Source organism: Acrocarpospora corrugata, assembly GCF_009687845.1.
In the GTDB taxonomy this organism is placed as follows: domain Bacteria; phylum Actinomycetota; class Actinomycetes; order Streptosporangiales; family Streptosporangiaceae; genus Acrocarpospora; species Acrocarpospora corrugata.
Genome location: NZ_BLAD01000039.1, coordinates 162,356 through 185,654, shown reverse-complemented (window position 1 = coordinate 185,654; position 23,299 = coordinate 162,356). Strand labels below are relative to the sequence as shown.

Genomic DNA, 23,299 nt, shown 5'->3' with positions numbered 1-23,299 from the left:
TTTTACCTGGGTGGGCTGGTGCTTTCCCGGACGACCAGGCTGGTGGAGAGCTCCAGGCGCAGGGGCTCGCCACCCGGGTGTCCTGCTTCCAGCACATTGCGCACCGCCAGCACGGCCATCTGGGCGAGGGGCTGGCGGATGGTGGTCAGCCGGGGGGCCATCCACTCGCAGACCTCGGTGTCATCGAAGCCGACCACGCTGAGGTCATCGGGCACCCGCAGGCCACGGACGCGCATTTCCTCGTACACGCCGGCCGCCTGCTGGTCGGAGCCGGCGAACACCGCGGTCGGAGGTTCCGGCAGGTCAAGCAGCTCTCCCGCGCCGCGCCTGCCGCCCTCGGCGTAGAAGTCGCCCTGCCGTACCAGGCGTTCGTCGACCGGCAGGCCGGCGCGGCGGAGGGCGGCGCGGTAGCCGTCCAGGCGCTCCAGGCTGCACCGGACGTCGTCCGGTCCGGTGATCACGCCGATCCGGCGGTGGCCGAGGCCGATCAGGTGCTCGGTGGCGGCGAAACCGCCGGCCCAGTTGGTGGCGCCGATCGTCGGGATGTCGTGGTCGTAGCCGCCGTACTGGTCGATGACAACGAACGGAGCCTCGATCGTTCGGAGCCGTGTCGCGGCGACCTGCCGGGTGCTCGACGCCACCAGGACCACGCCGTCGGTCGGCCGGGAGGCGAGGGTGTGCAGCCATTCGCGCGGGTTGGCCTGCCGGTCGTGGGTGACTGTCAGCACCAGCCGGGTGCCCAGCCGGTAGGCCTCCTGCTCCGCGCCACGGAGCAGTTCGCAGGCCCAGGCGGTGTCCAGCTCGGTGATCACGAAGTCCACCAGACCCACCTTTCGTGGCTCTGACCTGGCCCTACGCTGGTAACCTGTCGAATTCAGCGCATCCTGCACGCGCCGGCGGGTCTCCGGGCCGACGGCGTCCCGGCCGTTCAGCACCTTGCTCACGGTCGGCACGGACACGCCCGCCTCCCGGGCGACCATCGCGATGGTCACACGGCTGGCACGCTTGGGCCGCTTCCGTGTGCTCGGGGCCAACGGTTCGATCGCCACGACACCTCTTCATGCGTAGATTCGACCTGTCGAAACTTTCTATAACCGTAGCACCGGCCCGGCCTGAACTGCCCAGATGCCAGGAGAGCTGCGGAAACGTGCGAGAGGACCCCCATCCCGACGCTCGGAAACGGCCAGGATTACGGGATTGTGAAGATCGAGTGTTTCGAAACTTAACGGAAACAATTTAGCCCAGATTCTTGACACTGCCGGGCGCCCGATGTTTCGCTCTCCCGAGACCACTTTCCGAAACTTTCGGAAGTTTAGCCAGGTCCGGCTCTCGTCGTTCGGTCGAACCGTCGGCAGTTCTCGCAGGGCGCGGAAACGGCGTCATACCACGGTGCGTGCCTATCACGTTGCAAGGAGAGATCACATGCTGGGATCTTCGCGAATCTTCAAGCGCAGCCCCCTTGGAGCCGTTGCCGCGCTCATGGTCGGAGCGCTGGCGCTCGCCGGATGCGCCGGCGGCGCGCCGGCCGAGACCGCGGACCAGGGCTCCGCCGACTCGGGGAACATCACCTGGTGGGGGTGGACACCCGACGCGACCCCTGCCGAGGCCTACATCAAGGCCTTCAACAAGGTCTACCCGAACATCAAGGTCACCTTCAAGAAGCTCACCATCGACGGCTATGACGCGGCCATCCGCCCCGCGCTGGCCTCCTCGGTCGGCCCGGACGTCTTCGACGTCGCGCCCGGCGCGGCCAACGGCTCGGTCGACATCTACGGCGTCAACGCCATCGACCTCACGCCCGCCGTCGAGAAGACGCTGGGCGCGGACTGGAAGTCCAAGCTGGCCCCGATCGGGGTGACCAGCCTGATGAACGAGAACAAGCTCGCCGCCCTGTCCGTCGGTTCGGTGTTCTCCGGAACGGTCTGGGTGAACAAGGACCTGTTCGACAAGTACCAGCTGACCCCGCCGACGACGTACGACGAGTGGCTGAAGGTCTGTCAGACCTTCAAGGCCAACAACGTCGGCTGTTTCGTGCAGGGCGCCGCGCAGACCGCGTTCAACGAGGACACCATCCAGGCCATCACCGACAACGTCGCCCCCGGCGTGTGGGAGAAGGCGCTCAAGGGTGAGGTCCCGTGGACCGACCCGGCGATCGTCAAGGCGCTGGGCCTGTGGAAGAAGCTGTTCGACGACGGGATCATGCAGGAGGGCGCCCTCGGCATGCAGCAGTACCCGGACGCCAACAACGGCTTCATGTCCGGCAAGTACGCCATGGTGATGATGGGCACCTGGTACATGCAGTACTCCACCATCGAAGGCAGCACGGCGGCCATCTCCGGCGCCGGCGTCGCCGACGCCAAGCCGTTCACCCAGCTCCCCATCCCGTTCCCGGACGTGGCGGGCACCGGCAACGTCGGCGCGCTCTACGGTGACGCGGACTTCGGGCTGGCCGTGAACAAGAGGTCCAAGTCCATCGCCGCCGCCACGACCTTCGCGACCTGGCTGGGCACCTCCGCGGAAGGCCAGCAGGTGGTGGCCGACGTCCTCAACGACATCCCCGCCCTGGTCAGCGCGCAGCCCAACTGGGACACCGTCAAGTTGGTCAACCCCGAGGTGCAGAAGCCGGCCCTGGAGAAGCTGATCACCGACGCCGGCAAGTCCACCGAGCCGCGCCTGGCGACCGTGGTCGCCGACCTGCAGACCGCGATCGGCGTCGCCTCGACCACGGTGGCGGCGGGTGAGGCCACCCCCGAGGAGGCCGCGGCCACCCTGCAGGCCACCGCCTCGAAGATCAAGTAACCCGCGGACGGCCCGTCCCAACCACTACGTGCAGGGAGACCCATGACCTCCACGACCTCGCCGAAGACCGGGGCGCGCCGTCCGTCGTCCACCGCGCCCCCTTCCCCGGGAAGATCCCGGGGGAGGGTGGCGCGACCCTCCGGCCTTCCATGGATCCTGCCGGCGTTCATCCTCGTCGTCGGCCTGCTCTACTTCTGCATCGGCGAGACCGGCTACCTGTCGACCCTGGACTGGGACGGCACCAGCCCGACCCCGACCTCGGTGGGCCTCGGCAACTACGAGCAGATTCTGCAGGACCCGATCTTCTGGCAGGCCATCTGGCACACGGTGATCTTCTTCATCGTGACCTTCACCGCGCAGACCGCACTCGGGTTCGTGTTCGCGGCCCTGCTGCACTCGAAGGTCAAGCTCAGCGCCGTCTACAAGGTGATCGTGTTCACCCCGGTGGTGATCGCGCCGGCCACGATGGCGCCGGTGTTCCGGCAGATGTTCGCCGCCGACGGCCAGCTCAACTGGACCCTCGACCACCTCGGCCTGGGCTTCCTGTCCCAGCCGTGGCTGGCCCAGTCGAGCACCGCGATGCCGGTCATCATGTTCATCACCGTCTGGAACTTCACCGGCCTGACCTTCGTCCTCTACTACGCGGCGATGGGGCAGATCGACCCCGAGACGCTGGAAGCGGCCCGTACCGACGGGGCCAGCAACATCCGCACCCTGGTCAGCATCGTGTGGCCCGGCGTGCGCGGCACCACCGTGGCGCTGGGCATGCTCAGCGTGATCGGGGCGCTGAAGACCTTCGACGTCCCCTATCTGGTGACCATCGGCGGCCCCAACTACGCCACCGAGTTCCTCGGCACCTACATCTACCGGATCAGCATCCCCAGTGCCCACGTCGGGTACGGCGCGGCCCTGTCGATCATGTTGCTCATCCTGGCCCTGGTCGGCGCCATCGCCATCGCGGTCCGGGCCAACCGGAAGGACAGTGAGACCGGTGTTTGAGGCTCGCCGCCTGTCGGCCAAACTCATCCTGCAGATCCTCGCCACCCTGATGATCATCCCGTACCTGTTTCCCCTGATCGTCATGGTGCAGGGCTCACTGGCGGGCGAAGGCGTCGGCAACTACCGCGCGGTGTTCGAGGTCGGCGCCCTCGGGACGTTCTTCAAGAGCAGCGTCATCATCTCCGTCTCCACGATCCTGATCGTGTACGTCCTGACGATGCTGGCCGCGTTCGGATTCTCCAAGCTGCAGATCCGCCGCAAGGAGATCTACTTCTGGATGATCCTGGCCGCCCTCACCCTGCCCGAGGTCGTGCTGCTCACCCCGCTGTTCGCGACCACCCTCGCGCTCGGCGTGTACGACACCTACTGGGCGGTGGTGCTGCCGCTGGCCGCGCTGCAGATCCCGTTCACCATCCTGATCGCGCGCAGGTTCATCGACGGCGTCCCGGACGCGCTCTTCGACGCGGCCAGGATCGACGGCGCCGGCACGTTCACGGCCTTCCGCTACATCGTCGTCCCGATGACCCGCCCGATCGCCGCGGCGATCGTGGTGCTGACGCTGATCGGTTCGTGGAACGCCTACCTGCTGCCGCTGGTCCTCATCCAGGACCCGGCCCAGCAGACCGTCACGCTGCTGCCGCAGTTCTTCGTCAGCCAGTTCAGCAACGACCAGACCAAGGTGCTGGCCAGCGCGGTCATCACCGCGATCCCCGAGATCGTGGCCTACCTGTGCCTGCAAGGGCTCTTCGAGCGCGGCCTGTCGGCCGGCGCGATCAAGTAACCATTAACCAGATTTGAGGAACAGACCCCATGACGTTTCTTCGTACCGTGGGACGCCAGTTCGTCGACGAGACGGACACCCCCGTCCGTCTGCGCGGCGTCGCGGTCGGCGGCTGGCTGAACATGGAAAACTTCATCACCGGTTACTCCGGCAATGAGTCCCTCATGCGCAGCACGGTCCGTTCGGTACTGGGTGACGACCGCTACGAGCTCTTCTTCGAGCGCCTGCTGACCGCGTTCTTCGGCGAGGACGACGCGAAGCTGCTGGCCGACGCGGGCATGAACTGCGTGCGCTTCCCGGTCAACTACCGCCACTTCGAGGACGACAGCAAGCCGTTCGAGTTCAAGAAGGACGGGTTCCGCCACCTGGACCGGGCGATCGAGGCGTGCGCGCGGCACGGCATCTACTCGGTCATCGACCTGCACGCGCTCCCCGGCTCGCAGAACCACCACTGGCACTCCGACAACCCCACCCACCGGCCCGCGTTCTGGGACCACCCGCACTTCCAGGACCGCGTGGTGGCGATGTGGGAGCACATCGCCGAGCACTACAAGGACAACCCCTGGGTGGCCGGGTACAACCCGATCAACGAGCCCGCCGACGAGTCCCGCCTGGTGGTCGGCCCGTTCTACACCCGCCTGGTGAAGGCCATCCGGGCCATCGACGACCGGCACATCCTGTTCCTGGACGGCAACACCTACTCCACCGAGTTCGACGTCTTCGACGAGCCGTGGGAGAACACCGTCTACGTCGCCCACGACTACGCGGCCCCGGGCCTCGGCGGCGGCGGCGACTACCCCGGCCTGACCGACGGCAAGTACTTCGACAAGGCGGCCCTGGAAGCCAAGTACGCCGAGCGCACCGAATACTGCCGCCGCACCGACACCCCCATCTGGGTCGGCGAGTTCGGCCCCATCTACAACGGCGACGAGCGCGGCGACGCCATGCGCCGCCAGCTGCTGACCGACCAGCTCGACATCTACCGCCGCGACGACGCCGGCTGGTCCATCTGGATGTACAAGGACCTGGGCCGTCAGGGCCTGGTCATGGTCCGCCCCGACTCGCCCTACCTGAAGCGTTTCGGCGATTTCGTGGCCAAGAAGAACCGGCTCGGCGCGGACCAGTGGGGCAGCAACGGCCTCGGCATCCCCGAGGTCACCAAGCCGTTCTACGAGATGATCGCCGAAGAGTTCCCCGACTTCGACCCGTACCCGTGGGGCCGTTTCGACTGGGTCCGCACCTTGATCCTCAACCTCACGGTGGCGCAGCCCCTGGCCTACGAGTACGCCGAACTGTTCCGTGACCTCACTGACGACGACCTCATCGCGCTGGCCGACTCTTTCGCCGTGGCCAACTGCGACGTCCGCACCACCCTGCGCGACCAGCTGACCGCCGGCTGATCGGAAAAGGGGTGCCGGTTCCGCCCGGCACCCCTTTTGCGTGCTTACAGGAAGGCCCAGGTGAAGAGGTGGAGGGTTCCGTCCTCGGCGGGGGAGAACGTGATGGTCTTCAGCTTCTTCGCCGGGTTGAGCGTGAGCGGCTGGGCCGCGAACACGTGGGCCGGGATGGGCTGCATGGCCCATGAGCCGCCGTACAGCCGGTAGGGGCTGGAGGCGATGATCTCGTTGCCGTACTCCGGCCGGCCGCCGCCGAAGTCGAGGAGCCAGTCGCTCATGCCGAGTTTGGCCTTGGTCGTGGTGCCGTCGGTGTAGGTGAGCGTCGCGTCGACCTCGGGGTAGCCGCCGGTGCCTGCGCCCAGGAAGGCGATCTTGGTGGCGCCGGGGGGAGCCGTGACGTCCAGCGGTTTGACGCCGGGCTGGATGTCGTCCCATTCGCCGGGTACGCGGTTCGGCCAGGTGAACGTGAAGCCGTTCCAGTTGATCGCCGCGCCTGGGGTGAGGCCGACCGCGCCGAGCGCCTGGGCGGAGTAGCTGAAGTTGGCCCCGTCCACGTTGGCGCTGCCGGGCTTGGTGTCGTCGCCGATGCTGGCGTTGTTGTGGTGCCAGGCGGGAGTGCCGGGCTTGGCCACGTTCAATCGGATTGCGGCGTTGAGTCCGCCGGATCCGATGATCGGGATGCTGACCATGCCGAGCGGGGTGTTCGCGGGCACGGTCACCGTGATCCGCTGTGAGGCCGCGCCGCCGCCCGCTGCCGGGCTGAGTGTGCCGCTGACCGGGGCGACCGAGAGGCCGGGCGGCGGCTTCGCCTCCCAGCGCACCGACCCTGCGGTGCTGCCGGCCGACCGTGCCGTGATCGTGGTCACGAAGGTCCGGCCGGGTTCGGCGGGACCGCTGCCCGGGTTCAGGCCCAGCACCAGCGGCTTCGCGCCGTCGTTGAACGCGGGCGGCGCGTCCGCGGCGGCCGAACCGAACGCGGTGTTCGGGGTGGCGGCGGTGGTGAAGTCCAGCCGGCCGCCGCGCTGCGCGATCGTCTCCGGCAGCCACGCCTTCGTCGTCGCCACGCCGTTGACCTTCAGCGTCCGCACGTACCGGTTGGCCGAACCCGGGGCGTTGACGACCAGGTCGCCGGCCGGGCGCTTGATGGTGATCGAGTCGAACAGCGGCGTGTTGACCAGCAGTTCGGCCCGGCCGGGAATGGCCGGGAACAGGCCGATCGCGGACCAGACGTACCAGGAGCCCATCGCGCCGAGGTCGTCGTTGCCGACCAGGCCGTCCGGGGCCGAGGTGAAAAGCTCGTTCTGGATCCGCCGCACCAGGTCCTGGGTCCTGTACGGCTGGCGCGCCCACGCGTACAACCACGGCGTGGCCGCCGAAGGCTCGTTGCCCAGGTAGGCGTACGGCTGGTTCGGGCCGGCGTTGAGGACCTTGAAGAACTCGTCCAGCCGGGAGACCGCCGCCGCGTTGCCGCCCATCGCGTCGAACAGGCCGCGCACGTTGTGCGGCACCAGCCACTGGTACTGGGCGCCGTTGCCCTCGATGTAGGAGTTCATCGAGGCCGGGTCGAACGGCGACCGGAACGCGCCGTCGCCCATCTTCGGCTGAATCCAGGTGTTCGCCGGGTTGTAGGTGCTCTGCCAGGCCTGTGCGCGCTTCATGAACTCGCCCGCCAGCGCGGCGTTGCCCAGGCGGGCGGCCAGCTGGGCGATGCCGAAGTCGGCGATGCCGTACTCCAGGGTGGTGGACGGGTCCATCGGGACGTAGCCCTTGGCCATGAAGTCGGCGTTGCCTGGGCGCTCGTCGTAGCCGAGCTGCGGGTGGCCGATGTCCTGCGGGCCGACCCGGCGGGCCGCCCTGGCCATCGCGTCCAGCGCCGCGGGGGCGTCGAAGCCGCGCGCGCCGAAGGCGTACATGCTGGCCAGGATCGAGTGGAACGGGTCGCCGACCATGACGCCGGTGATCGCGTTCTGGTGCGACCAGCGGTCCCAGACGTTCCCGACCGACTGCGCGTTGTCGTACATCGACTGGGCGATGTCACTGGCCACATCCGGCGCGAGCAGGGCGAGGAGCTGGACCTCGCTGCGGTAGATGTCCCAGCCGGAGAAGGTCGCGTAGTGGTGCTTTCCTGGAGCCACCTTGTACGGCCGGCCGTCCATGCCGGTGTAGGCGCCGTCCACGTCCTCGAACACGTACGGCTGGAGCAGCGCGTGGTAGAGGTTGCTGTAGAACGTGCGCCGCCGCTCGTCGGTGCCGCCGCCGATCCGTACCTGTCCCAGCCGGGCGTTCCAGCCGGCCCGCGCCTTCGCGGCGACCTGCTCCACCCCGTCCTGGCCGATCTCGGCGGCCAGGTTGTTCTTCGCGCCGGCCAGGCTCACATAGGACAGACCCACCCGCATCTGAACCGGCCGGGCCGGATCGAACTCCAGGTACGCGCCCGAGCCGGGCCCGTTCACCGCGATGTCCCCCGGGGTGACCACGTCGGCGTTGGCGACCTTCGCCTCGGAGGCGTTGCGCACGGCCGCGCCCCCCGGCGTGACGGTGTCGTCCTTCCAGGTGCCGTAGCCGAGGATCGGCTGGTCGAACGTGGCGTGGAAGTACACCTTGTACCGCATCGGCGGGCCACAGAACCCGCCCGTCTGCACCCAGCCGGTGACCGTGTTACCGCTGATCCTGGTCTCGCCGTCGTCCACGCCGTTGACCGAGCCGCTGGTGTTCAGCAGGAGCGTGCCCGGCTTGCCGGCCGGGAAGGTGAACCGGCCCACGCCGCCACGGGGGCTCGCCGTCAGCTCGGTCTTGATGCCGGTGTCGAGAACCGAGCTGTAGAAGCCGGGGGAGGCTTTCTCGTTCTCGTGCTTGAAGGTCTGGATGTAGTCGGCGCCGTGGGTGGCGGGTGACCGGCCGATCGGGCCGGAGATCGGGATCACCGGAAAATCCTGCGCGCCGGTGCAGCCGGGCCCGGAGATGTGCGTCATCGAGAAGCCGCGCAGGCGGTTGTCCTCATACGCGTAGCCGCCCCCGGCGTTCTCCATCGTGTCGGGGCTCCACTGCATCATGCCGAACGGCACGACCGCGCCGGGGAAGTTCATGCCCGCGCCGCCGCCGTGCCCGAAGTCCGCGGCGCCCGCCTTGGTGCCGAGGAAGGGGTTGACCAGTGCGGCCACGTCGGTGGCCGGGGCCGGCACGGTGTCGTGAACCGCACCCGCCGGCAATGCCATCGTCGCCACGAGGGCGGCGACCATCGGTGCTGACCATATGGACAAGGAAGTACTCCCTCGGTGCGATCAGAACATCGTGATCACGACGAGGAAACGGGAATGTGAGCAGGCGGTCAATCAGCAGAATTGCCGGTCACAAGTTGCCAATGCCGTGTTGTCGCTGGTCAGCGGCCTTTCTGGCCGGGTCGGCGGAAAATAGGGGTTGGCCGCAGGGGGTCGGCTTGGCACATTCGGCGATAACACCGATCTGTTTCTCCCAGGGAATCGGGATTCGCGGATGACAGCCATGCAGATCGTCGAAACCGTTGAAATCGAGTTGGACCACCGGGCCCCTTCGATCCGGCTGGCCCGGTTGCTGGACCCCGGCTCGCTCGTGCCCCTGCACGCCGACGACGACAGCGGCGTCCAGGCCGTGTGCGGTCGGGTGGACGGCTCGCCCGTCGTCGCCTACTGCACCGACGCGACCCGGATGGGCGGCTCGCTCGGCGGCGCCGGCGCGGAGCACATCGTCGAGGCCATCGGCGCGGCCGAACGCCTCGGCTGCCCGGTGATCGGCCTGTGGCACTCCGGTGGCGCGCGCCTGGCCGACGGCGTCGAGTCGATGCACGGCGTGGGCCGCATGTTCGCCGCGATGACCAGGGTCTCCGGCGTGATCCCGCAGATCTCGGTCGTGCTCGGCCCCGCCGCGGGAGCCGCCGCGTACGGGCCCGCCCTCACCGACATCGTGATCATGGCCGAGGACGCGCGGATCTTCATCACCGGCCCCGAGATCGTCCGCGGCGTCACCGGTGAGCGCATCGACATGGCCGGCCTCGGCGGCCCCGAGGCGCACGGCCCCAAGTCCGGCGTCGCCCACGTGGTCACCGGCGGCGAGGACGAGGCCTACGAGCGGGCCCGCCGCCTCACCGGCATCTTCACCAAACCCGGCGCCTTCCACCTCGGCGCGCTCGCCGAACGCCGCGACCTGGCCGCGTTCCTGCCCGACTCGCCGCGCCGCGCCTACGACGTCCGCCCCCTCGTGCACGCGATCGTCGACGAGGGGTTCCAGGAGTTGCAGCCCCGCTGGGCCGCCAACATCCTGGTCGGCCTGGGCCGCCTGGGCGGGCGCTCGGTGGGCGTGCTGGCCAACAACCCGATCCGCAAGGGCGGCTGCCTGGACACCCTCTCCGCCGAGAAGGCGTCCAGGTTCGTACGGATGTGCGACTCGCTCGGCGTGCCCCTGGTGGTGCTCGTCGACGTCCCCGGCTATCTGCCCGGCGTCGCCCAGGAATGGGACGGCGTCGTCCGGCGCGGCGCGAAACTGCTGCACGCCTTCGCCGAATCGGTCGTCCCCCGGGTCACCCTGATCACCCGCAAGTCGTACGGCGGGGCGTACATCGCGATGAACTCCCGCTCCCTCGGCGCCACCTCGGTCTTCGCCTGGCCGGACGCCGAAGTCGCGGTCATGGGCGCCGAGGCCGCCGTCGGCATCCTGCACCGCAAGGCCCTCGCCGCCGCCCCCGACGAGGAGCGCGCCGCCCTGAAGGCGCACCTCACCCAGGAACACCTCCGCGTCTCCGGCGGGGTCCAGCGCGCACTCGCGCTCGGCGTCGTCGACGAGGTCATCTCCCCGGACTCCACCCGATTCCGGCTGGCCGAGGCCCTCGACCAGGCGCCCTACGCACGAGGACGCCACAGCAACATTCCGCTGTGATCACGCGCTCGCCTCACCGGCGAGGAGTTCCGGCAGATCCGTCCGGCGGGACACCTTCAGCTTGCGGAAGACGCGGGTCAGATGCTGCTCGACCGTGCTGACCGTGATGAACAGCCGCCCGGAGATCTCCCGGTTCGTCAACCCGTCGGCGGCCAGTTCCGCCACCCGCCGTTCGGCGTCGCTGAGCTGCGTCGGCAGGTCGGCCGCCGCGGCATCGTCCCAGTCCCGCCGGGGCAGGGCCCGGCTGAGCGGTTCGGCGTGGCACTCCTCGGCCAGGGCGCGGGCGCGCTGCCCGAGCATCCCGGCCCTGCGGTGTTCGCCGGTGGCGTGGTAGGCCTCGGTGAGGTCGAACAGCAGCCGGGCGTACTCGTACTGGTCGCCGCCCGCCTCCAGCAGATCGGCGGCCTGCCGGAGGATGGCCGGGCGGTGGCGGACCTCGCTGACGGCGGCCAGCAGGCGTAACGACGAACCCCGCACCCGCTGGGACTGGCGCCCGCACCGGGAGAGCTGGTCGTTCACCAGCCGCCTGGCTTCGTCGTCCTCCCGCAGTGCGATGAGCGCCTCGGCGGCGTCCAGTCGCCACGCGATGAAGCCGGGGACGTCCAGCTCCCAGCGCGTCATCAGTTCGCCGCATCGCAGGAAGTCGCGCAGCGCCTGGTCGGGCTGGTCGGCCATCAGGTTGAACCGGCCCTTGCCGCGCAGGTACTGCAGGCCGTGCCTGGTCTCCAGCATCGCCTCGGGAACTGACCGGTTGAACTCGGGCAGAAAGTCGTTCAGGCGGCCCATCGCGGCGCCGGCCAGCAGCAGGGTGCCCAGCGGCCCGCCCACGGCCACCCCCCAGCTCTCCGCGGGAATGATCTCCAAGGCGCGCCGCGCGGCCGCGGCGGCCGCGGCCAGGTCGCCCTCCCGGAGGCCGATCTCCGCCCGGATGGCGGACAGGCGGGCCTGGCGGCTGGGGGCGCCGCGGGTCTCCGCCTCGGCGATGAAGGCGTCGCACCAAGGGGCGGCACGGCCGGAACGGTCGGTGTAAGTGAGGGCCAGCAGCGCCGTCTCGACCGTGTCCATGGTCATTTCGTCCAGCCGGGAGCCACGCAGGATGTGTTCGGCGGTCGCCACGGTCTCCTCACGGGGGCCATGGGTGAGCACCCCGGCGAGCGCGCCCGCCGACTCGATCCGGCGGCCGACGCCCAGGGAGGACGCGGCGGCGGTCGCCTGCGAGACGGTGACCTCCGGCAGGTGCGCCAGGAACGACGGGTAGAGGGCGCGGAACCACGGGCGGGCGGCGGCGAGCTCCGCCGTGGTCTCCTGGTCGGGTTCGCCGAGTTCGCGCAGGCGGTCCAGGACGTTTATGGCGTCCTGGACGTGGCCGTGCCAGAGCAGCGCCTTGGCCAGCACGACGGTGTCGCCGCCGCCGAGGTGGCCCTTGCGCAGCGCGTCGGTCAGTTCGGCCAGATGGCCGGTGGGGGCGCCGGGGTCGATCCGCCATTCGGCCCGGACCAGCGCCGTGCCGATTCTGGCCCGGCGGCGTTCGTCGTCGCAGGCCCGCCAGGCGAGTTTGAGGTATTCGATCGCGGCTTCCACGCCGTTGTCGCGCAACGCGAGCCTGGCCGCCTCCTCCAGGGCCGACAGCGCCCACGGGTCGCCCGCGTGGCTGGCCTGGAGGAGGTGGCCGGCCACCACGTCGGCGCTCGCGCCGTCGCGGTGGGCCAGTTCGGCGGCGCGGCGGTGCAGGTGGATGCGGTCGGCGGTGTCCAGTTCCGCCAGGACGGCCGAGCGGGCCGCCTGGTGCCGGAACCGGCCGTCGGTCAGCAGCCCGGCCCCGGTCAGCGCCCGCAGCGACTTGTCGACGACGGCGTCGCTCTCGCCGAGCCCGAGCAGCCGGCCGATCGAGCCGGGCTCGCCCAGCACCGCCAGGCCGTAGGCGGTTTCCTGGATGCACGGTCCGAGCCTGCGCACACACGCGAGGACCGCTTCGCCGTAGTGGTCGCCGGGGGCGCCGGTGCTCTGGAGGTCTTCGAGCAGGGCGTCGACGAGTAGCCGGTTGCCGCCGCTCAGCGTGTGGACGACCGCGCCGAACCGGTGGGCGTCCTCGCCTAGCCGGGCGTCGACGCCGGCCCTGGACAGGTGCGTGAGCCGTACCTGGCGGCAGTGCGGCTGCCTGAGCACTTCGGTGTGGAAGAGGGTGCGCAGGTGGGGGCTGTGTTCCGCGGCGCTCAGCACGAGCATGACGTTGGCGAACTTGACCCGCCTGGCCAGGTAGGCCAGGCACTGCTGGGAGGCGCGGTCGGCGTGGTGCACGTCGTCGACCGCGATCAGCAGCGGGCAGCGTTCGGCCAGATCCAGCAGGATCCTGCCGAGGGCGTCGACGATCCGCACGTCGACGTGCTCGGCCGATTCGGCGCCCCGGTCGTCGTCCAGGAGGCCGAGCACGGTGCGCCGCTTCGAGTCAGGCAGCGGCGCACTGTGCAGGAGCTGGGACAGCACGCCCAGCGGCAGGCCGGACTCGGCCGGTGAACCGGTGGCCGTCAGGGGCAGCGCGCCCTGGTCGAAGGCGCGTTCGGCGATCGCGTACAGCAGTTCGCTCTTGCCGGTCGCCACCGCGCCGGTGACCATCGCGATCCTGCCCTTGCCCGCGACCGCCTCGGCCAGCAGCGCCCGCAGGGTCGCCAGGCCCTCGCGTCCGTCGTCCACCGTCATCTCGTGGTCTCCCTAGTGCCCGGCGGCGGCGAGCCGGGGGGCGTCGTCGTCCAGGTGACCGTCCCGGACGAGCCGGTCGGCCGCCGCGCGGACCGCGGAGAAGGCCGCCGTCGCGATGTCCCTGTCGATGCCGGCGCCCCAGGCGACGGCGCCGCCGCTGTGACATTCCGCGTAGATCACGGTCTCGTCGCCGGAGTGGATCGCCTGGTTCGGGGTGAGGTCCTCGTGGTCCAGGGGCAGTCCGGTCCGGTGCACCACGCAGACCTGGATGCCCCAGGGGCTCAGCACCGAGCCGAGGGTGCGGAACGCGTCGGCCTGGTCGCCGCTGACGTCGAAGCCGCCGTCCACGTACAGGGTCGCGGTGAGCGGCTCGCAGCCCACCTGGAGTGGTCCGGACGGATCGCCGTGGTAGAGGTACTCCCCGGTGAACAGCGCGCCGATCCGGTTCGGGGTCAGCTCGCCGCCGGCCGCGTCGGCCTGCCGCTGAACGCGTTCTGCCAGGTCGGCCTGGAGGCCGCGCGGCAGGTTCAGGCCGTGCCAGGCACTCATGACGTACGCCACGCCGCCCTTGCCGGACTGGCCGTTCACCCGGACCACCGCCTCGTAGGTGCGGCCCACGTCCCTGGGGTCCACCGGCAGGTACGGCACCCGCCACGGCAGCGCGTCAGCGCGCACACCGGTCTCGGCGGCCTGCCGTTCGAGCGCGTCGAAGCCCTTCTTGATGGCGTCCTGGTGCGACCCGGAGAACGCGGTGTAGACGAGGTCGCCGCCGTACGGGTGGCGGGGGTGGACCGGCAGCCCGGTGCACCGCTCGACGGTTCGCCGGACCGTGTTGATGTCGGAGAAGTCGACGCCGGGGTCGACGCCGTGGCTGTACAGGTTCATCGCGAGGGTGACCAGGCAGACGTTGCCGGCCCGTTCGCCGTTGCCGAACAGGCAGCCTTCGACCCGTTCCGCGCCGGCCAGCAGGGCCAGTTCCGCGGCGGCGACCGCGGTGCCCCGGTCGTTGTGCGGGTGCACCGACAGGCAGACGTGCTCGCGCCCGGACAGGTTGCGGTGCAGCCACTCGATCTGGTCGGCGAAGACGTTCGGGAGGGAGCGCTCCACCGTGGTGGGGAAGTTCAGGATCATGCCGCGCCCGCGCTCGGGCTGCCAGACCCGCATGACGGCCTCGCACACCTCCAGGGCGAAGTCGGCCTCGGTCTCGTTGAACAGCTCGGGGGAGTACTGGTAGACCAGGTCGCAGTCGCGCAGCACCCGCTCGGCGTGGTCCATCATCGTCCGGGTGCCCCGGACGGCGAGGTCGCGCACCCCGGCCCGGTCCAGGTTGAACACGGTGCGGCGGAACAGGGGCGAGGTGGCGTTGTAGATGTGCACGACCGCGCGGCTCGCGCCCCGTACGGACTCGACGGTGCGCCGGATCTGGTCGTCGCGGGCCTGGGTGAGCACGGTGATCCAGACGTCATCCGGGATGCGGTCGCGTTCGATCAGCAGGCGGACGAAGTCGTGGTCGCTCCGGCTGGCCACCGGGAAACCGACCTCGATCTCCTTGTAGCCGATCTTGACCAGCAGGTCGAAGATCAGAAGTTTCCGCTCGGGGGTCATCGGCTCGGCGAGCGACTGGTTGCCGTCCCGGAGGTCGGTGGAGAGCCAGCGCGGCGCGGCGGTGAGGCGGTTTCCCGGCCAGGTGCGGTCGGTCAGGGCGAGGGGGGTGAATCCGGAGTAACGCTCGACACCCTTCATCGTCGGATTTCCTTTCCTTTATTACTCCTGGCGTGAAGATCAGAGATGGCGAATGAGGGCGCGACACCGAGTTCGGTGTGCAGAAGCGCGCGCAGCCCTTCATAGGCGCGCCGCGCGTCGGTGCGCCGGCCGTTGCCGCTGAGCGCGGTGATCAACTGGGCGTGGAAATTCTCATTGAGCGGGTGGGCGGCGACCAGCATGCGCAATTCCTCGATGACCTCGCCGTGCAGGCCCAGGCTGATCCTGGCGTCCATGTGCATCTCCTGCGCGCGCAGCCGCCGCTCGTGCAGGGCCGTCGCGTACGGCGCGAGCACCGGGCCGAGCCGCACATCGGCCAGCGCCGGCCCGGTCCACATGGCCAGCGCGTCGCGGAGGACCAGTTCGGCGGCCCGGTGATCGCCGGCCTGCCGGTGCTCGGCGGCCCGGTCGACCAGGCGGGGAAAGATCAGGGCGTCGACCCGGCCAGGGTCGGCCCGCAGCGTGTAGCCGGGCGCCCGGGTGTCGACGAGGCCGCCGCCCAGCGCCCGGCGCAGGTGGTAGATATGCGTCTGCAGGGTTTTTATTTCGGACTTCCTGGTGACCTCGCCCCACAATTCAGTGACGAGGACGTCGACGCTGACGACCTTTCCCGCATTGAGCGCCAGCAATGCCAGCACCTGCCGGAGCTTGGGGCCGCCGGGTGTGCGGGAATGGCCGTCGCCGTCCAGCACCTCGGTCGGGCCCAGCAGCTTGAAATCCGGCATCAGCGTCCCTAAGGTTAAGTCGACCGACTTGTTGAAAGTTACACGACCCTTATTCCGCTGGGCTCAAGCTAATAGGGGTCCCCGGCGCCCGGCAAGACGGGGGACCGGCAGTTCGGGGAAAGTAGCCCGGAGTGGCAAGGGGGGTATCCAAAGTTGTATTCCGGCCTACAACTCTCGGGTTATCCCTCTTAACGGATCGCCGTCCCGGCGTAACAATCCGGGCATGGCGAGCACATGGACATCGGGCCGGGCGTCCGGCCCCTCCGCCCTCAAGAGCGCGGTGAGAATACTGGGGTTCTGCGCGGTCGAGGCCCGGCCGTCCGTGCTGGCCGTGTCCATGCTGAGGTTCCTGGTGGGGGCGGCTCTGGCGCTGCCGGCGGCCGCCTCCCCCGAGCTGGCGAAAGTGCTGCAGGGCGGCGCCGCCTGGGTGCTGTCGATCTTCGCGATCTACGTCGGGAACGGGGTATCGGACGTCACAGAGGACCGGGTCAACGGTTCCCGCCGGCCGATCGCCCGCGGTGACCTGGACCCGCGCGCGGCGGCTCTGGTCGCCGTGCTCGCCGCGGTCGCGTCGCTGCTGGCCACCGCCGGGCTGCCCGGCGCGATGACCTGGGTGATCGCGGTCAATCTGGTTCTCGGCTACCTGTACTCGGGCGCGCCGTTCCACCTGAAGGGCCGGTCCGGCGGTGCCGTCGCGGTGCTCTGCGGGTCGGGGCTGCTGGCCTACTGGGGCGGATTCACCGTGGTCGTCGGCGGCGCGGGCGTGCCCACGCCGATCACGCTGATCATGTTCGCGGTGGCCGCGACCTGCTGGATGACGCTGGTCGGCATCCCCGCCAAGGACCTGTCCGACATCGCGGGGGACGCCGCCGCCGGTCGGCGCACCATCGCGGTGACCTGGGGCGCGCGGGTGACCAGGAACGTCATGTCGGCCACCGCGCTGATCCTGGCGGTGTCATTCTGCCTGGTCGGCCTGGCCCTCGCGATGCCGCTCGCCGGGGCGGCGCTGGCCATGCTGGCCGGCGCGGTGGCGGTCGTCCTGGCGGGACGGGCGGCGGCCGTCGACGTCGGCCGTCGACGTCGGCGCCCTTACCGAGCGTTCATGGGGACACAACACGTCGTTCACATTACGGTCCTGTTCACCAATATTCGACAGGATATGTTGCTTTGGTAACGAAAGTGGGAGATAGTTAGGGCCTCACGCGTCCCAAATCGGAGGGACTTCCTTGGGTGCTGGTTTCGGGGCGGCGAGCGATCCGGCGAGATTCGTAGATGAGTGCCGGGCGGAAATCCTTGAGGAATTCGAGTCGGTGTTGCACACCACCGGTAACGCGCTCTCTACGGATCCGAGCGCCATCCGGCAGGCTCTTATGACCGCCGAGTACGTTCTGGACGATGTGGCCGCGACACTGCGCACCGGAAGGGTGCAGGTCAACGACCTTTATAAATTCCATGCCTGGGAAGTAGGCATCAGCAGGGCCGCTTCCGGAGTTCATCCGAAGGCCTCTCTTGAGGCTGGCTCACTTTTCTTCAGGTCCGCGCTGACGCATCTCGCAAGGCGAATAGCGGCGGACTCGGAGCACCCTTCCGAGACGTTCGCGCTGGTCGCCACCGGCATGGAGGAGAGCCTGTCGCGCCGGGTCAGGGAAGCCTCCGAGAGCTACCACGGGTTCCTGCTCAACCAGGTCCAGGAGGTGCAGGAGCAGGAGCGGCGCCGGATCGCGCGCGAACTGCACGACCGGATCGGCCACGGCATCAGCGTCGCCCACCAGCAGCTCGCGCTGTCTGAGCTGCACCGCGGCACCGACCCGGCCAGGGCGGCCGTCAAGATCGGGGTCGCCCAGCAGGCGATCCAGGAGGCGATGGAGAACCTCCGCCAGATCACCTCGGAGCTGCACCCGCAGGTGCCGGTCAAGAGCCTGGAGAAGGCGCTGCTCGGCTTCCTCGAAGCGGTCGAGGACGAGTCGGTCTCGGTCGGGCTGGACGTGAACGGCGACGAGTCGTGGGCCGACCCGCGCGTCCTGGACGAGTCGTTCCTGATCATCCGCGAGGCGACCAGGAACGCGCTGACCCACGGCACGCCGTCGGCCATCCTGATGCGGGTGGACATCGCCCCGCACGAGCTCAGGGCGCTGGTGCAGGACAACGGCCGGGGCTTCGAGCCGTCCCGGGCCAGGGTACGCACCGGCGGGGTCGGGCTGGCCTCGATGCGGGAGCGGGCCGAGCTGCTCGGCGGCGGGCTGACGATCACCAGCGAACCGGGCAGCGGCTGCCAGGTCGAACTGTCCATCCCGCTCAAGAGGCAGTCCCGTGAGCCCGACGAGCTCTAGCGGCAAGATCTCGGTCGTGCTCGTCGACGACCACGCCCTGTTCCGCGAGGGCCTGCGCGAGATCCTCGAATCCACCTCAGACCTGGTCATCGCCGGCGAGGCGGGCAACTCCTCCGACGCGGTCCGGCTGGTCCAGGAGACCCGGCCGAACGTGGTGCTGCTGGACGTCGAGATCCCCGGCGACGAGGTGATCGAGACTGTCGCCCGCATCCGCACCCTGTCGCCGTGCACGCAGATCATCATCCTGAGCATGTACGACGGCCCGCATCTGCTCACCCGCCTGCTGGCGGCCGGGATCAGCGGCTACCTGCTCAAGAGCATCCACCGGCACGAACTGCTCGCGGCCGTCCGCAGCGTGTACGAGGACCCTGGCCGGGTCGTGCTCGCCGTGTCCAGGACCAGCCTGGCCCAGGTCGAAGGCCCCCCGGCGGGAGTGCTGACCGACAAGGAGAAGGAGATCCTGAAGCTGGCGGCGCAGGCGCTGAGCAATCTGCAGATCGCCCGCCGGCTCGGGCTGGCCGAGGCGACCGTGAAACGGCACATGCGGAACATCTTCGTGAAGCTCAACGCGGTCTCCCGGATCGACGCGGTCAACAAGGCCCTGGCCGCGTCGCTGATCCCGGCTCAGAGCAGGAGCGAGTCGGACTGATCCGCCGCCGGCGGGAAGATCCGGCTGAGCTCGTCCCGGATGTCGGGGGCGAGGGCGACGTCGGAGGCGGCCAGATTCATCTCCAGGTGGACCTGGTCGCGGGTGCTCGGCACCGGGACGACGTGCTCGCCCTGGGACAGCAGCCAGCCGATCGCGAGCCGGCCCGCGCCGAGATCCAGCCTGGCGGCGACGTCCTCGACCTCGCGCAGCGGGTCCAGACCCCGGCGCAGCCCGGCGGGCTGGAAGCGGGGGTCGCGGCGGCGCCAGTCGCCGGGCGTCAACTGGTCGGCGGAGCGGATGCGGCCGGTGAGGAAGCCCCGGCCGACCGGGCGCGCGGCCACCACGCTGAGGCCCAGCCGCAGGACCTCGGCCAGCAGGCCGGGCTGGGCGGGCAGCCCCCACAGCGAGTACTCCACCGCGAGCGCGGTGAGCGGATGCACGGCATGGGCCTGGCGGAGCTGCCGCAGTGACCCGTTGGACAGGCCGAGATAGCGGATCTTCCCGGCGCTGACCAGGTCGGCCAGCTGCGCCATGTCCTCCTCGATCGGGGCGTCCTGGCGCCGGCAGCGCAGGTAGTAGAGGTCGATGGCGTCGACGCCGAGTCGTTTCAGCGACGCCTCGCACGCCTGCGCGGTGCCGCTGCCCCGGGTGCAGATCACGATCTCCTCGCGGCGGCTCGCGACCGCCCGGCCGATCAGGCGCTCGACCCGGCCGTCGTCGTACAGGTCGGCGGTGTCGACGAAGCTGACGCCCGAGTCCAGCGCGCGGCCGATCAGATCGAACGCCTCGCCGGGGTCCACCGGCCCGTACGCGCCGGACAGCGCGAGCGTGCCCAGCCCGATGTTGGAGATCACCGGGCCCGCCCGCCCGAGCCTCGTGTAACGCAATTGCCCCCCTCAGCGCCTGGTCCATCCATTGATAGCCTGCGCCGGTCAAAGTCCGGTCAAAAGCGTACAGCGAAGGCCCAGGTGCCGTCGGTCCCGGGAGAAATAGGGGACCCCTTATCGGACGCCTGGGGTGAAGGGTTACAGGGGGTGCCTAGGGGTGCCGGGATAGCTGGACCACTCATTAGGTTCAGAAGTAGCGGATACCCCTCGAGTAATCTGCGGGAGAGATTCTTAAATGGCGCGAAAATATCTCTTCATGTTTCCTCCGCGTATCAGTAGTGAGACGCGGGCCCGATGATGGACGAGGGCCTCAGATTCCGGGTGCTCGGCCCCATGCAGGTGCTCAGGGACGGCACAGAACTGCAGATCTGCGCCAGCCGCGAGCTGGCGATCCTGGCCGGCCTGGTGCTCAACGCGGGCCGCGTGGTCAGCGTCGACCGCCTGATCGAGACGGTCTGGGCGGGCTCAGCGCCGCCCAGCGCGCGCCGCCAGATCGCCATCTGCGTGTCCCGGCTGCGCCGCGTCGTGGGCGCCGGGGTGATCGAGACCTCCAGCCCCGGCTACCTGATCCGCCCGGCCCCCGGCAGCATCGACTGGCTGGAGTTCCGGGCCCTGGTGGCCCGCTCCCGCAACGAGGTCGCGGGCAAGCACCGGGAGGAGGCGGTCCGGCTGCTGCGGGAGGCGCTCGCGCTGTGGCGCGGCAACCCGTTCGAGGACATCCGGGGCCTGCGCTACGACGTGGCCAGGATGGAGGAGTCCCGGCTGGAGGCCGCCGAGGCCTGCCTGGAGCTGGAGATCGAGCTCGGCCAGCACCACCAGGTCATCCCCGAACTGCTGGCGCTGGTCGCCGAGCATCCGTTCCGGGAGCGGATCAGGGCCCAGCTCATGCTGGCCCAGTACCGGGCCGGCCGACGCGCCGACGCGCTGCGCACCTACCAGGAGACCCGCCGCTACCTGCGCGACCAGATCGGCCTGGAGCCCGGCCCCGCGCTGCGCCACCTGCACGACCAGATCCTGCGCGACGAGGCCGGCCTGATGCGGCAGCTCCCACACCGGGGCGGGACGGTCGTGCCGTCCCAGCTCCCGCCGAGGGTCCTGCCGTTCGTCGGGCGGGGTGAGGAGCTGGCCGCGCTGGACGCGGTGCTGCGGCCCGACCCCGAGGTGGCGCTGCCCGGCACGACCGTGCTGTGCGGTCCGGCCGGCGTCGGCAAGACCGCGCTCGCGTTGCAGTGGGCGCACGACCGGGCCGACTGGTTCCCGGACGGTCACCTCTTCGCCGACCTGGACGAGGCCGAGCCCGCCGTCGTGCTGGGCCGGTTCCTGCGCGCGCTCGGCGTGCCCCGCACCGACATCCCCGGCGACCGGGCCGAGCGGGTCGCGCTGTTCCGCAGCTGGACGGCCCGCCGCCGGCTGGTCGTGGTGCTGGACAGGGCCAGGAACGCCACCCAGGTGCTGCCGCTGCTGCCCGGCGGCGCGAACTGCCGGGTGATCGTGACCAGCACCGATCCGCTGGACGAGCTGGTGGCCCGGCAGGGCGCACACCGCGAGTTCGTCCGCCCGCTCGCCACCGAGGCCGCCAGGGAACTGGCCGATCTGCTGGTCGGCTCGGTCGAGGCGCAGACCGTGACCGACCTGCTGGCGCACTCCTACGGCAACCCGCTGCGGCTGCGGCTGGGCGCCGCCCGGATACGGTCGCGGACCAGGCCCCTCACGGCCTGACCAGGATGACGCTCAGCGCTTTCGCCAGCTCGGCGAAATCCGCGCTCTGGGTGCGCCACCCGACATGACCGTCGGGGCGCACCAGCACCGCGCCGGTGGCGCCGACGCCGTACTGCTCGGCCCACTCCGCGGAATCGATCTCGGCGACCTGCACCCCCGCCGCCGCGGCGGGCCGGGCCCAGCCGCTTCCCGGCGCGGTGAGCAGCGTGAACGACGGGCCGAGCAGGTCGAGCGTGGACACGCCGGGCGACACCCAGACGTGCGGCGCGCGGTGCCCCGGCCGGGCGGTCGCCACATACGTCCGGTACGGATCAGCCGGCGCGGGCTCCGGCGTGCCGTCGGGGATGACGGCCGCAGACTCGTAGTGGAAGCCCAGCACCAGCCCCTCCGACCCGCGCCGCCCCGCCTGCCGTTCGATGGCCTCGTGCATGGACAGCCGCCCGGCCATCATCTGAAACGTGATCATGGCGTTGACCAGGCTCTCGTCCACGGTGCGGAGCGCGACAGGGCGGCGTTCCTCCGCGTAGGTGGCCAGCAGTTCGGGGCCGGCTTCGCCGCGCAGGACGGCGGCCAGTTTCCAGGCCAGGTTGTGCGCGTCCTGGATGCCGCAGTTCATGCCGAACCCGCCCTGCGGGGTGGCCACGTGCGCGGCGTCCCCGACCAGGTAGACCGGGTCCCTGGCGAACTCGGCGGCCACCACGGCCTGCTGGAGCCAGGGCATCACGCCGACGATGTCGACCGGGTGATCGGGGATGCCGATCGCCGAACGCACCGCGGCCAGGCAGTACTCCTCGGTGAAGTCGTCGGCGCTGCCGCCGTTGGCGGGGTCGTACCCGGTCTGCATGATCCAGCGGCGGCGGTTGTCGACGGCCTCGATGGCGCCGCCGGGGGTGCTGCGGACGAAGGAGAGGGCGGCCCTGCGGCCGGGGGGCAGGAAGTCGAAGTCGGCGTCGAACATGATGCTGACCATGTGCCCGAGCGGGGGCGGCCCCGTCACGGCGATGCCGAGCCGGTCGCGGATGCCGCTGCGGGCGCCGTCGGCGGCGATCAGGTAGCGGGCCCTGACCCGGGTCGCGACGCCGCCGGACTCCACCACCGCCTCGACCCCGTCAGGGCCGACGCGCAGGTCCGTCATGGTGGTGCCGAAGCGCACGTCGCTCGCGGACTCGGCGACCCCGCGCATGATCACTTCGAGGATGTCCTGCGAGCAGAGGTAGGTGTAGGTCGGGCTTTGCGCCGCGTCCTCGGCGATGGCCGCCGCCTTGCGGAGGTAGTCGGGGGCGCTCAGCGAGGTGCCGACGCCAACCGCCAGCACGTCCTCGCGCGGCATGCCGGCCCGCTCCACCTCGTCCTGGAGGCCCCAGGCGCGCAGGATCTCCATGGTCCGGGTCGAGACCAGCCGGGCCTTCGGGAAAAGGGACGTGCCCGGATGTTTTTCGACGAGCAGTGACGATATTCCGTGCCGGGAAAGCTCGATGGACGCGGCCAGCCCGACCGGGCCGCCACCCACGATCAGCGTTTCGACATTCTCGACATCCGGCTCCACGGAGTCAGAGTCATACATTTTCCTAATGCGCGTCAATGCTCGGATAACTCGGTGATACAGGCGTGATATCGGGCCATAGTAACTTGATTCGTGAAAGATAC

General features: G+C 70.0%; 16 protein-coding genes. 9 read left to right on the top strand and 7 right to left on the bottom strand.

Annotated elements, in window-relative coordinates:
* Nucleotides 1-2: 2 nt before the first annotated feature.
* Entirely contained in the window at nucleotides 3-992 is a 990-nt protein-coding gene (locus Acor_RS06735; RefSeq protein ID WP_246238469.1) for a LacI family DNA-binding transcriptional regulator, read from the bottom strand.
* Between the two features lie 430 nt (nucleotides 993-1,422).
* Between Acor_RS06735 and Acor_RS06730 the strand changes: the two genes are divergently transcribed.
* Genes Acor_RS06730 through Acor_RS06715 form a run of 4 tightly spaced genes read left to right on the top strand, consistent with a single transcriptional unit; the run spans nucleotide 1,423 to nucleotide 5,979 of the window.
* Nucleotides 1,423-2,799, top strand: a complete 1,377-nt coding sequence (locus Acor_RS06730; protein WP_170316814.1) for an ABC transporter substrate-binding protein — start codon at nucleotides 1,423-1,425, stop codon at nucleotides 2,797-2,799.
* A 42-nt stretch (nucleotides 2,800-2,841) separates the two neighbouring features.
* Entirely contained in the window at nucleotides 2,842-3,798 is a 957-nt protein-coding gene (locus tag Acor_RS06725; RefSeq protein WP_155335670.1) for a carbohydrate ABC transporter permease, read from the top strand.
* A complete protein-coding gene (locus Acor_RS06720; protein ID WP_155335669.1) occupies nucleotides 3,791-4,579 on the top strand; it encodes a carbohydrate ABC transporter permease in 789 nt (262 codons plus the stop codon). Before Acor_RS06725 ends, Acor_RS06720 begins: the two co-directional genes overlap by 8 nt.
* A gap of 29 nt (nucleotides 4,580-4,608) precedes the next feature.
* Nucleotides 4,609-5,979 carry a glycoside hydrolase family 5 protein gene (locus tag Acor_RS06715; RefSeq protein ID WP_155335668.1) on the top strand — a complete coding sequence of 457 codons (1,371 nt, stop codon included), beginning with the start codon at nucleotides 4,609-4,611 and terminating at the stop codon, nucleotides 5,977-5,979.
* Nucleotides 5,980-6,023: 44 nt separating this feature from the next.
* Here the strand turns inward: Acor_RS06715 and Acor_RS06710 are convergent, their stop codons facing one another.
* Nucleotides 6,024-9,215: a GH92 family glycosyl hydrolase gene (locus tag Acor_RS06710; protein WP_246238468.1), complete on the bottom strand. Its 3,192-nt coding sequence runs from the start codon at nucleotides 9,213-9,215 to the stop codon at nucleotides 6,024-6,026.
* Nucleotides 9,216-9,468: 253 nt separating this feature from the next.
* On the opposite strand from Acor_RS06710, the gene Acor_RS06705 reads away from it, so the two are divergent.
* Nucleotides 9,469-10,884 carry an acyl-CoA carboxylase subunit beta gene (locus Acor_RS06705; protein ID WP_155335667.1) on the top strand — a complete coding sequence of 472 codons (1,416 nt, stop codon included), beginning with the start codon at nucleotides 9,469-9,471 and terminating at the stop codon, nucleotides 10,882-10,884.
* On the opposite strand, the gene Acor_RS06700 is transcribed toward Acor_RS06705, so the two are convergent.
* From Acor_RS06700 to Acor_RS06690, 3 genes are read right to left on the bottom strand one after another with little or no spacing between them, the layout of a single operon-like run.
* On the bottom strand, nucleotides 10,885-13,581 hold the full coding sequence (locus tag Acor_RS06700; protein WP_155335666.1) for a helix-turn-helix transcriptional regulator: 2,697 nt from the start codon (nucleotides 13,579-13,581) through the stop codon (nucleotides 10,885-10,887).
* Nucleotides 13,582-13,593: 12 nt separating this feature from the next.
* On the bottom strand, nucleotides 13,594-15,324 hold the full coding sequence (locus Acor_RS06695; RefSeq protein WP_155335665.1) for a 2-isopropylmalate synthase: 1,731 nt from the start codon (nucleotides 15,322-15,324) through the stop codon (nucleotides 13,594-13,596).
* Complete coding sequence (locus Acor_RS06690) at nucleotides 15,321-16,067, bottom strand: AfsR/SARP family transcriptional regulator (RefSeq protein WP_155335664.1); 747 nt, start codon at nucleotides 16,065-16,067, stop codon at nucleotides 15,321-15,323. Before Acor_RS06690 ends, Acor_RS06695 begins: the two co-directional genes overlap by 4 nt.
* A gap of 223 nt (nucleotides 16,068-16,290) precedes the next feature.
* On the opposite strand from Acor_RS06690, the gene Acor_RS06685 reads away from it, so the two are divergent.
* The 3 genes from Acor_RS06685 to Acor_RS06675 all read left to right on the top strand — a co-directional run bounded on the left by Acor_RS06685 (nucleotide 16,291) and on the right by Acor_RS06675 (nucleotide 19,046).
* Entirely contained in the window at nucleotides 16,291-17,241 is a 951-nt protein-coding gene (locus Acor_RS06685; protein ID WP_155335663.1) for a UbiA family prenyltransferase, read from the top strand.
* A gap of 136 nt (nucleotides 17,242-17,377) precedes the next feature.
* Nucleotides 17,378-18,397: a sensor histidine kinase gene (locus tag Acor_RS06680; RefSeq protein WP_155335662.1), complete on the top strand. Its 1,020-nt coding sequence runs from the start codon at nucleotides 17,378-17,380 to the stop codon at nucleotides 18,395-18,397.
* A complete protein-coding gene (locus Acor_RS06675) occupies nucleotides 18,378-19,046 on the top strand; it encodes a response regulator (protein ID WP_155335661.1) in 669 nt (222 codons plus the stop codon). The genes Acor_RS06680 and Acor_RS06675 overlap by 20 nt, the downstream gene beginning before the upstream one ends.
* On the opposite strand, the gene Acor_RS06670 is transcribed toward Acor_RS06675, so the two are convergent.
* Nucleotides 19,022-19,933, bottom strand: a complete 912-nt coding sequence (locus Acor_RS06670) for an aldo/keto reductase (protein ID WP_155335660.1) — start codon at nucleotides 19,931-19,933, stop codon at nucleotides 19,022-19,024. The two genes, Acor_RS06675 and Acor_RS06670, sit on opposite strands and share 25 nt — an antisense overlap.
* Before the next feature lie 294 nt (nucleotides 19,934-20,227).
* Here Acor_RS06670 and Acor_RS06665 point away from each other — a divergent pair, with 294 nt between their 5' ends.
* Entirely contained in the window at nucleotides 20,228-21,652 is a 1,425-nt protein-coding gene (locus Acor_RS06665; RefSeq protein WP_218034154.1) for an AfsR/SARP family transcriptional regulator, read from the top strand.
* Here the strand turns inward: Acor_RS06665 and Acor_RS06660 are convergent.
* On the bottom strand, nucleotides 21,642-23,198 hold the full coding sequence (locus Acor_RS06660; protein ID WP_246238467.1) for an FAD-dependent monooxygenase: 1,557 nt from the start codon (nucleotides 23,196-23,198) through the stop codon (nucleotides 21,642-21,644). The two genes, Acor_RS06665 and Acor_RS06660, sit on opposite strands and share 11 nt — an antisense overlap.
* Nucleotides 23,199-23,299: the final 101 nt, after the last annotated feature.

Excerpts from the sequence above, each read along its gene's own strand:
- Acor_RS06730 (WP_170316814.1), top strand. The coding sequence starts at position 1,423 with ATGCTGGGATCTTCGCGAATCTTCAAGCGCAGCCCCCTTGGAGCCGTT.
- Acor_RS06725 (WP_155335670.1), top strand. The coding sequence starts at position 2,842 with ATGACCTCCACGACCTCGCCGAAGACCGGGGCGCGCCGTCCGTCGTCC.
- Acor_RS06715 (WP_155335668.1), top strand. The coding sequence starts at position 4,609 with ATGACGTTTCTTCGTACCGTGGGACGCCAGTTCGTCGACGAGACGGAC.
- Acor_RS06710 (WP_246238468.1), bottom strand. The coding sequence starts at position 9,215 with ATGGTCGCCGCCCTCGTGGCGACGATGGCATTGCCGGCGGGTGCGGTT.
- Acor_RS06705 (WP_155335667.1), top strand. The coding sequence starts at position 9,469 with ATGACAGCCATGCAGATCGTCGAAACCGTTGAAATCGAGTTGGACCAC.
- Acor_RS06700 (WP_155335666.1), bottom strand. The coding sequence starts at position 13,581 with ATGACGGTGGACGACGGACGCGAGGGCCTGGCGACCCTGCGGGCGCTG.
- Acor_RS06695 (WP_155335665.1), bottom strand. The coding sequence starts at position 15,324 with ATGAAGGGTGTCGAGCGTTACTCCGGATTCACCCCCCTCGCCCTGACC.
- Acor_RS06690 (WP_155335664.1), bottom strand. The coding sequence starts at position 16,067 with ATGCCGGATTTCAAGCTGCTGGGCCCGACCGAGGTGCTGGACGGCGAC.
- Acor_RS06685 (WP_155335663.1), top strand. The coding sequence starts at position 16,291 with ATGGCGAGCACATGGACATCGGGCCGGGCGTCCGGCCCCTCCGCCCTC.
- Acor_RS06665 (WP_218034154.1), top strand. The coding sequence starts at position 20,228 with ATGATGGACGAGGGCCTCAGATTCCGGGTGCTCGGCCCCATGCAGGTG.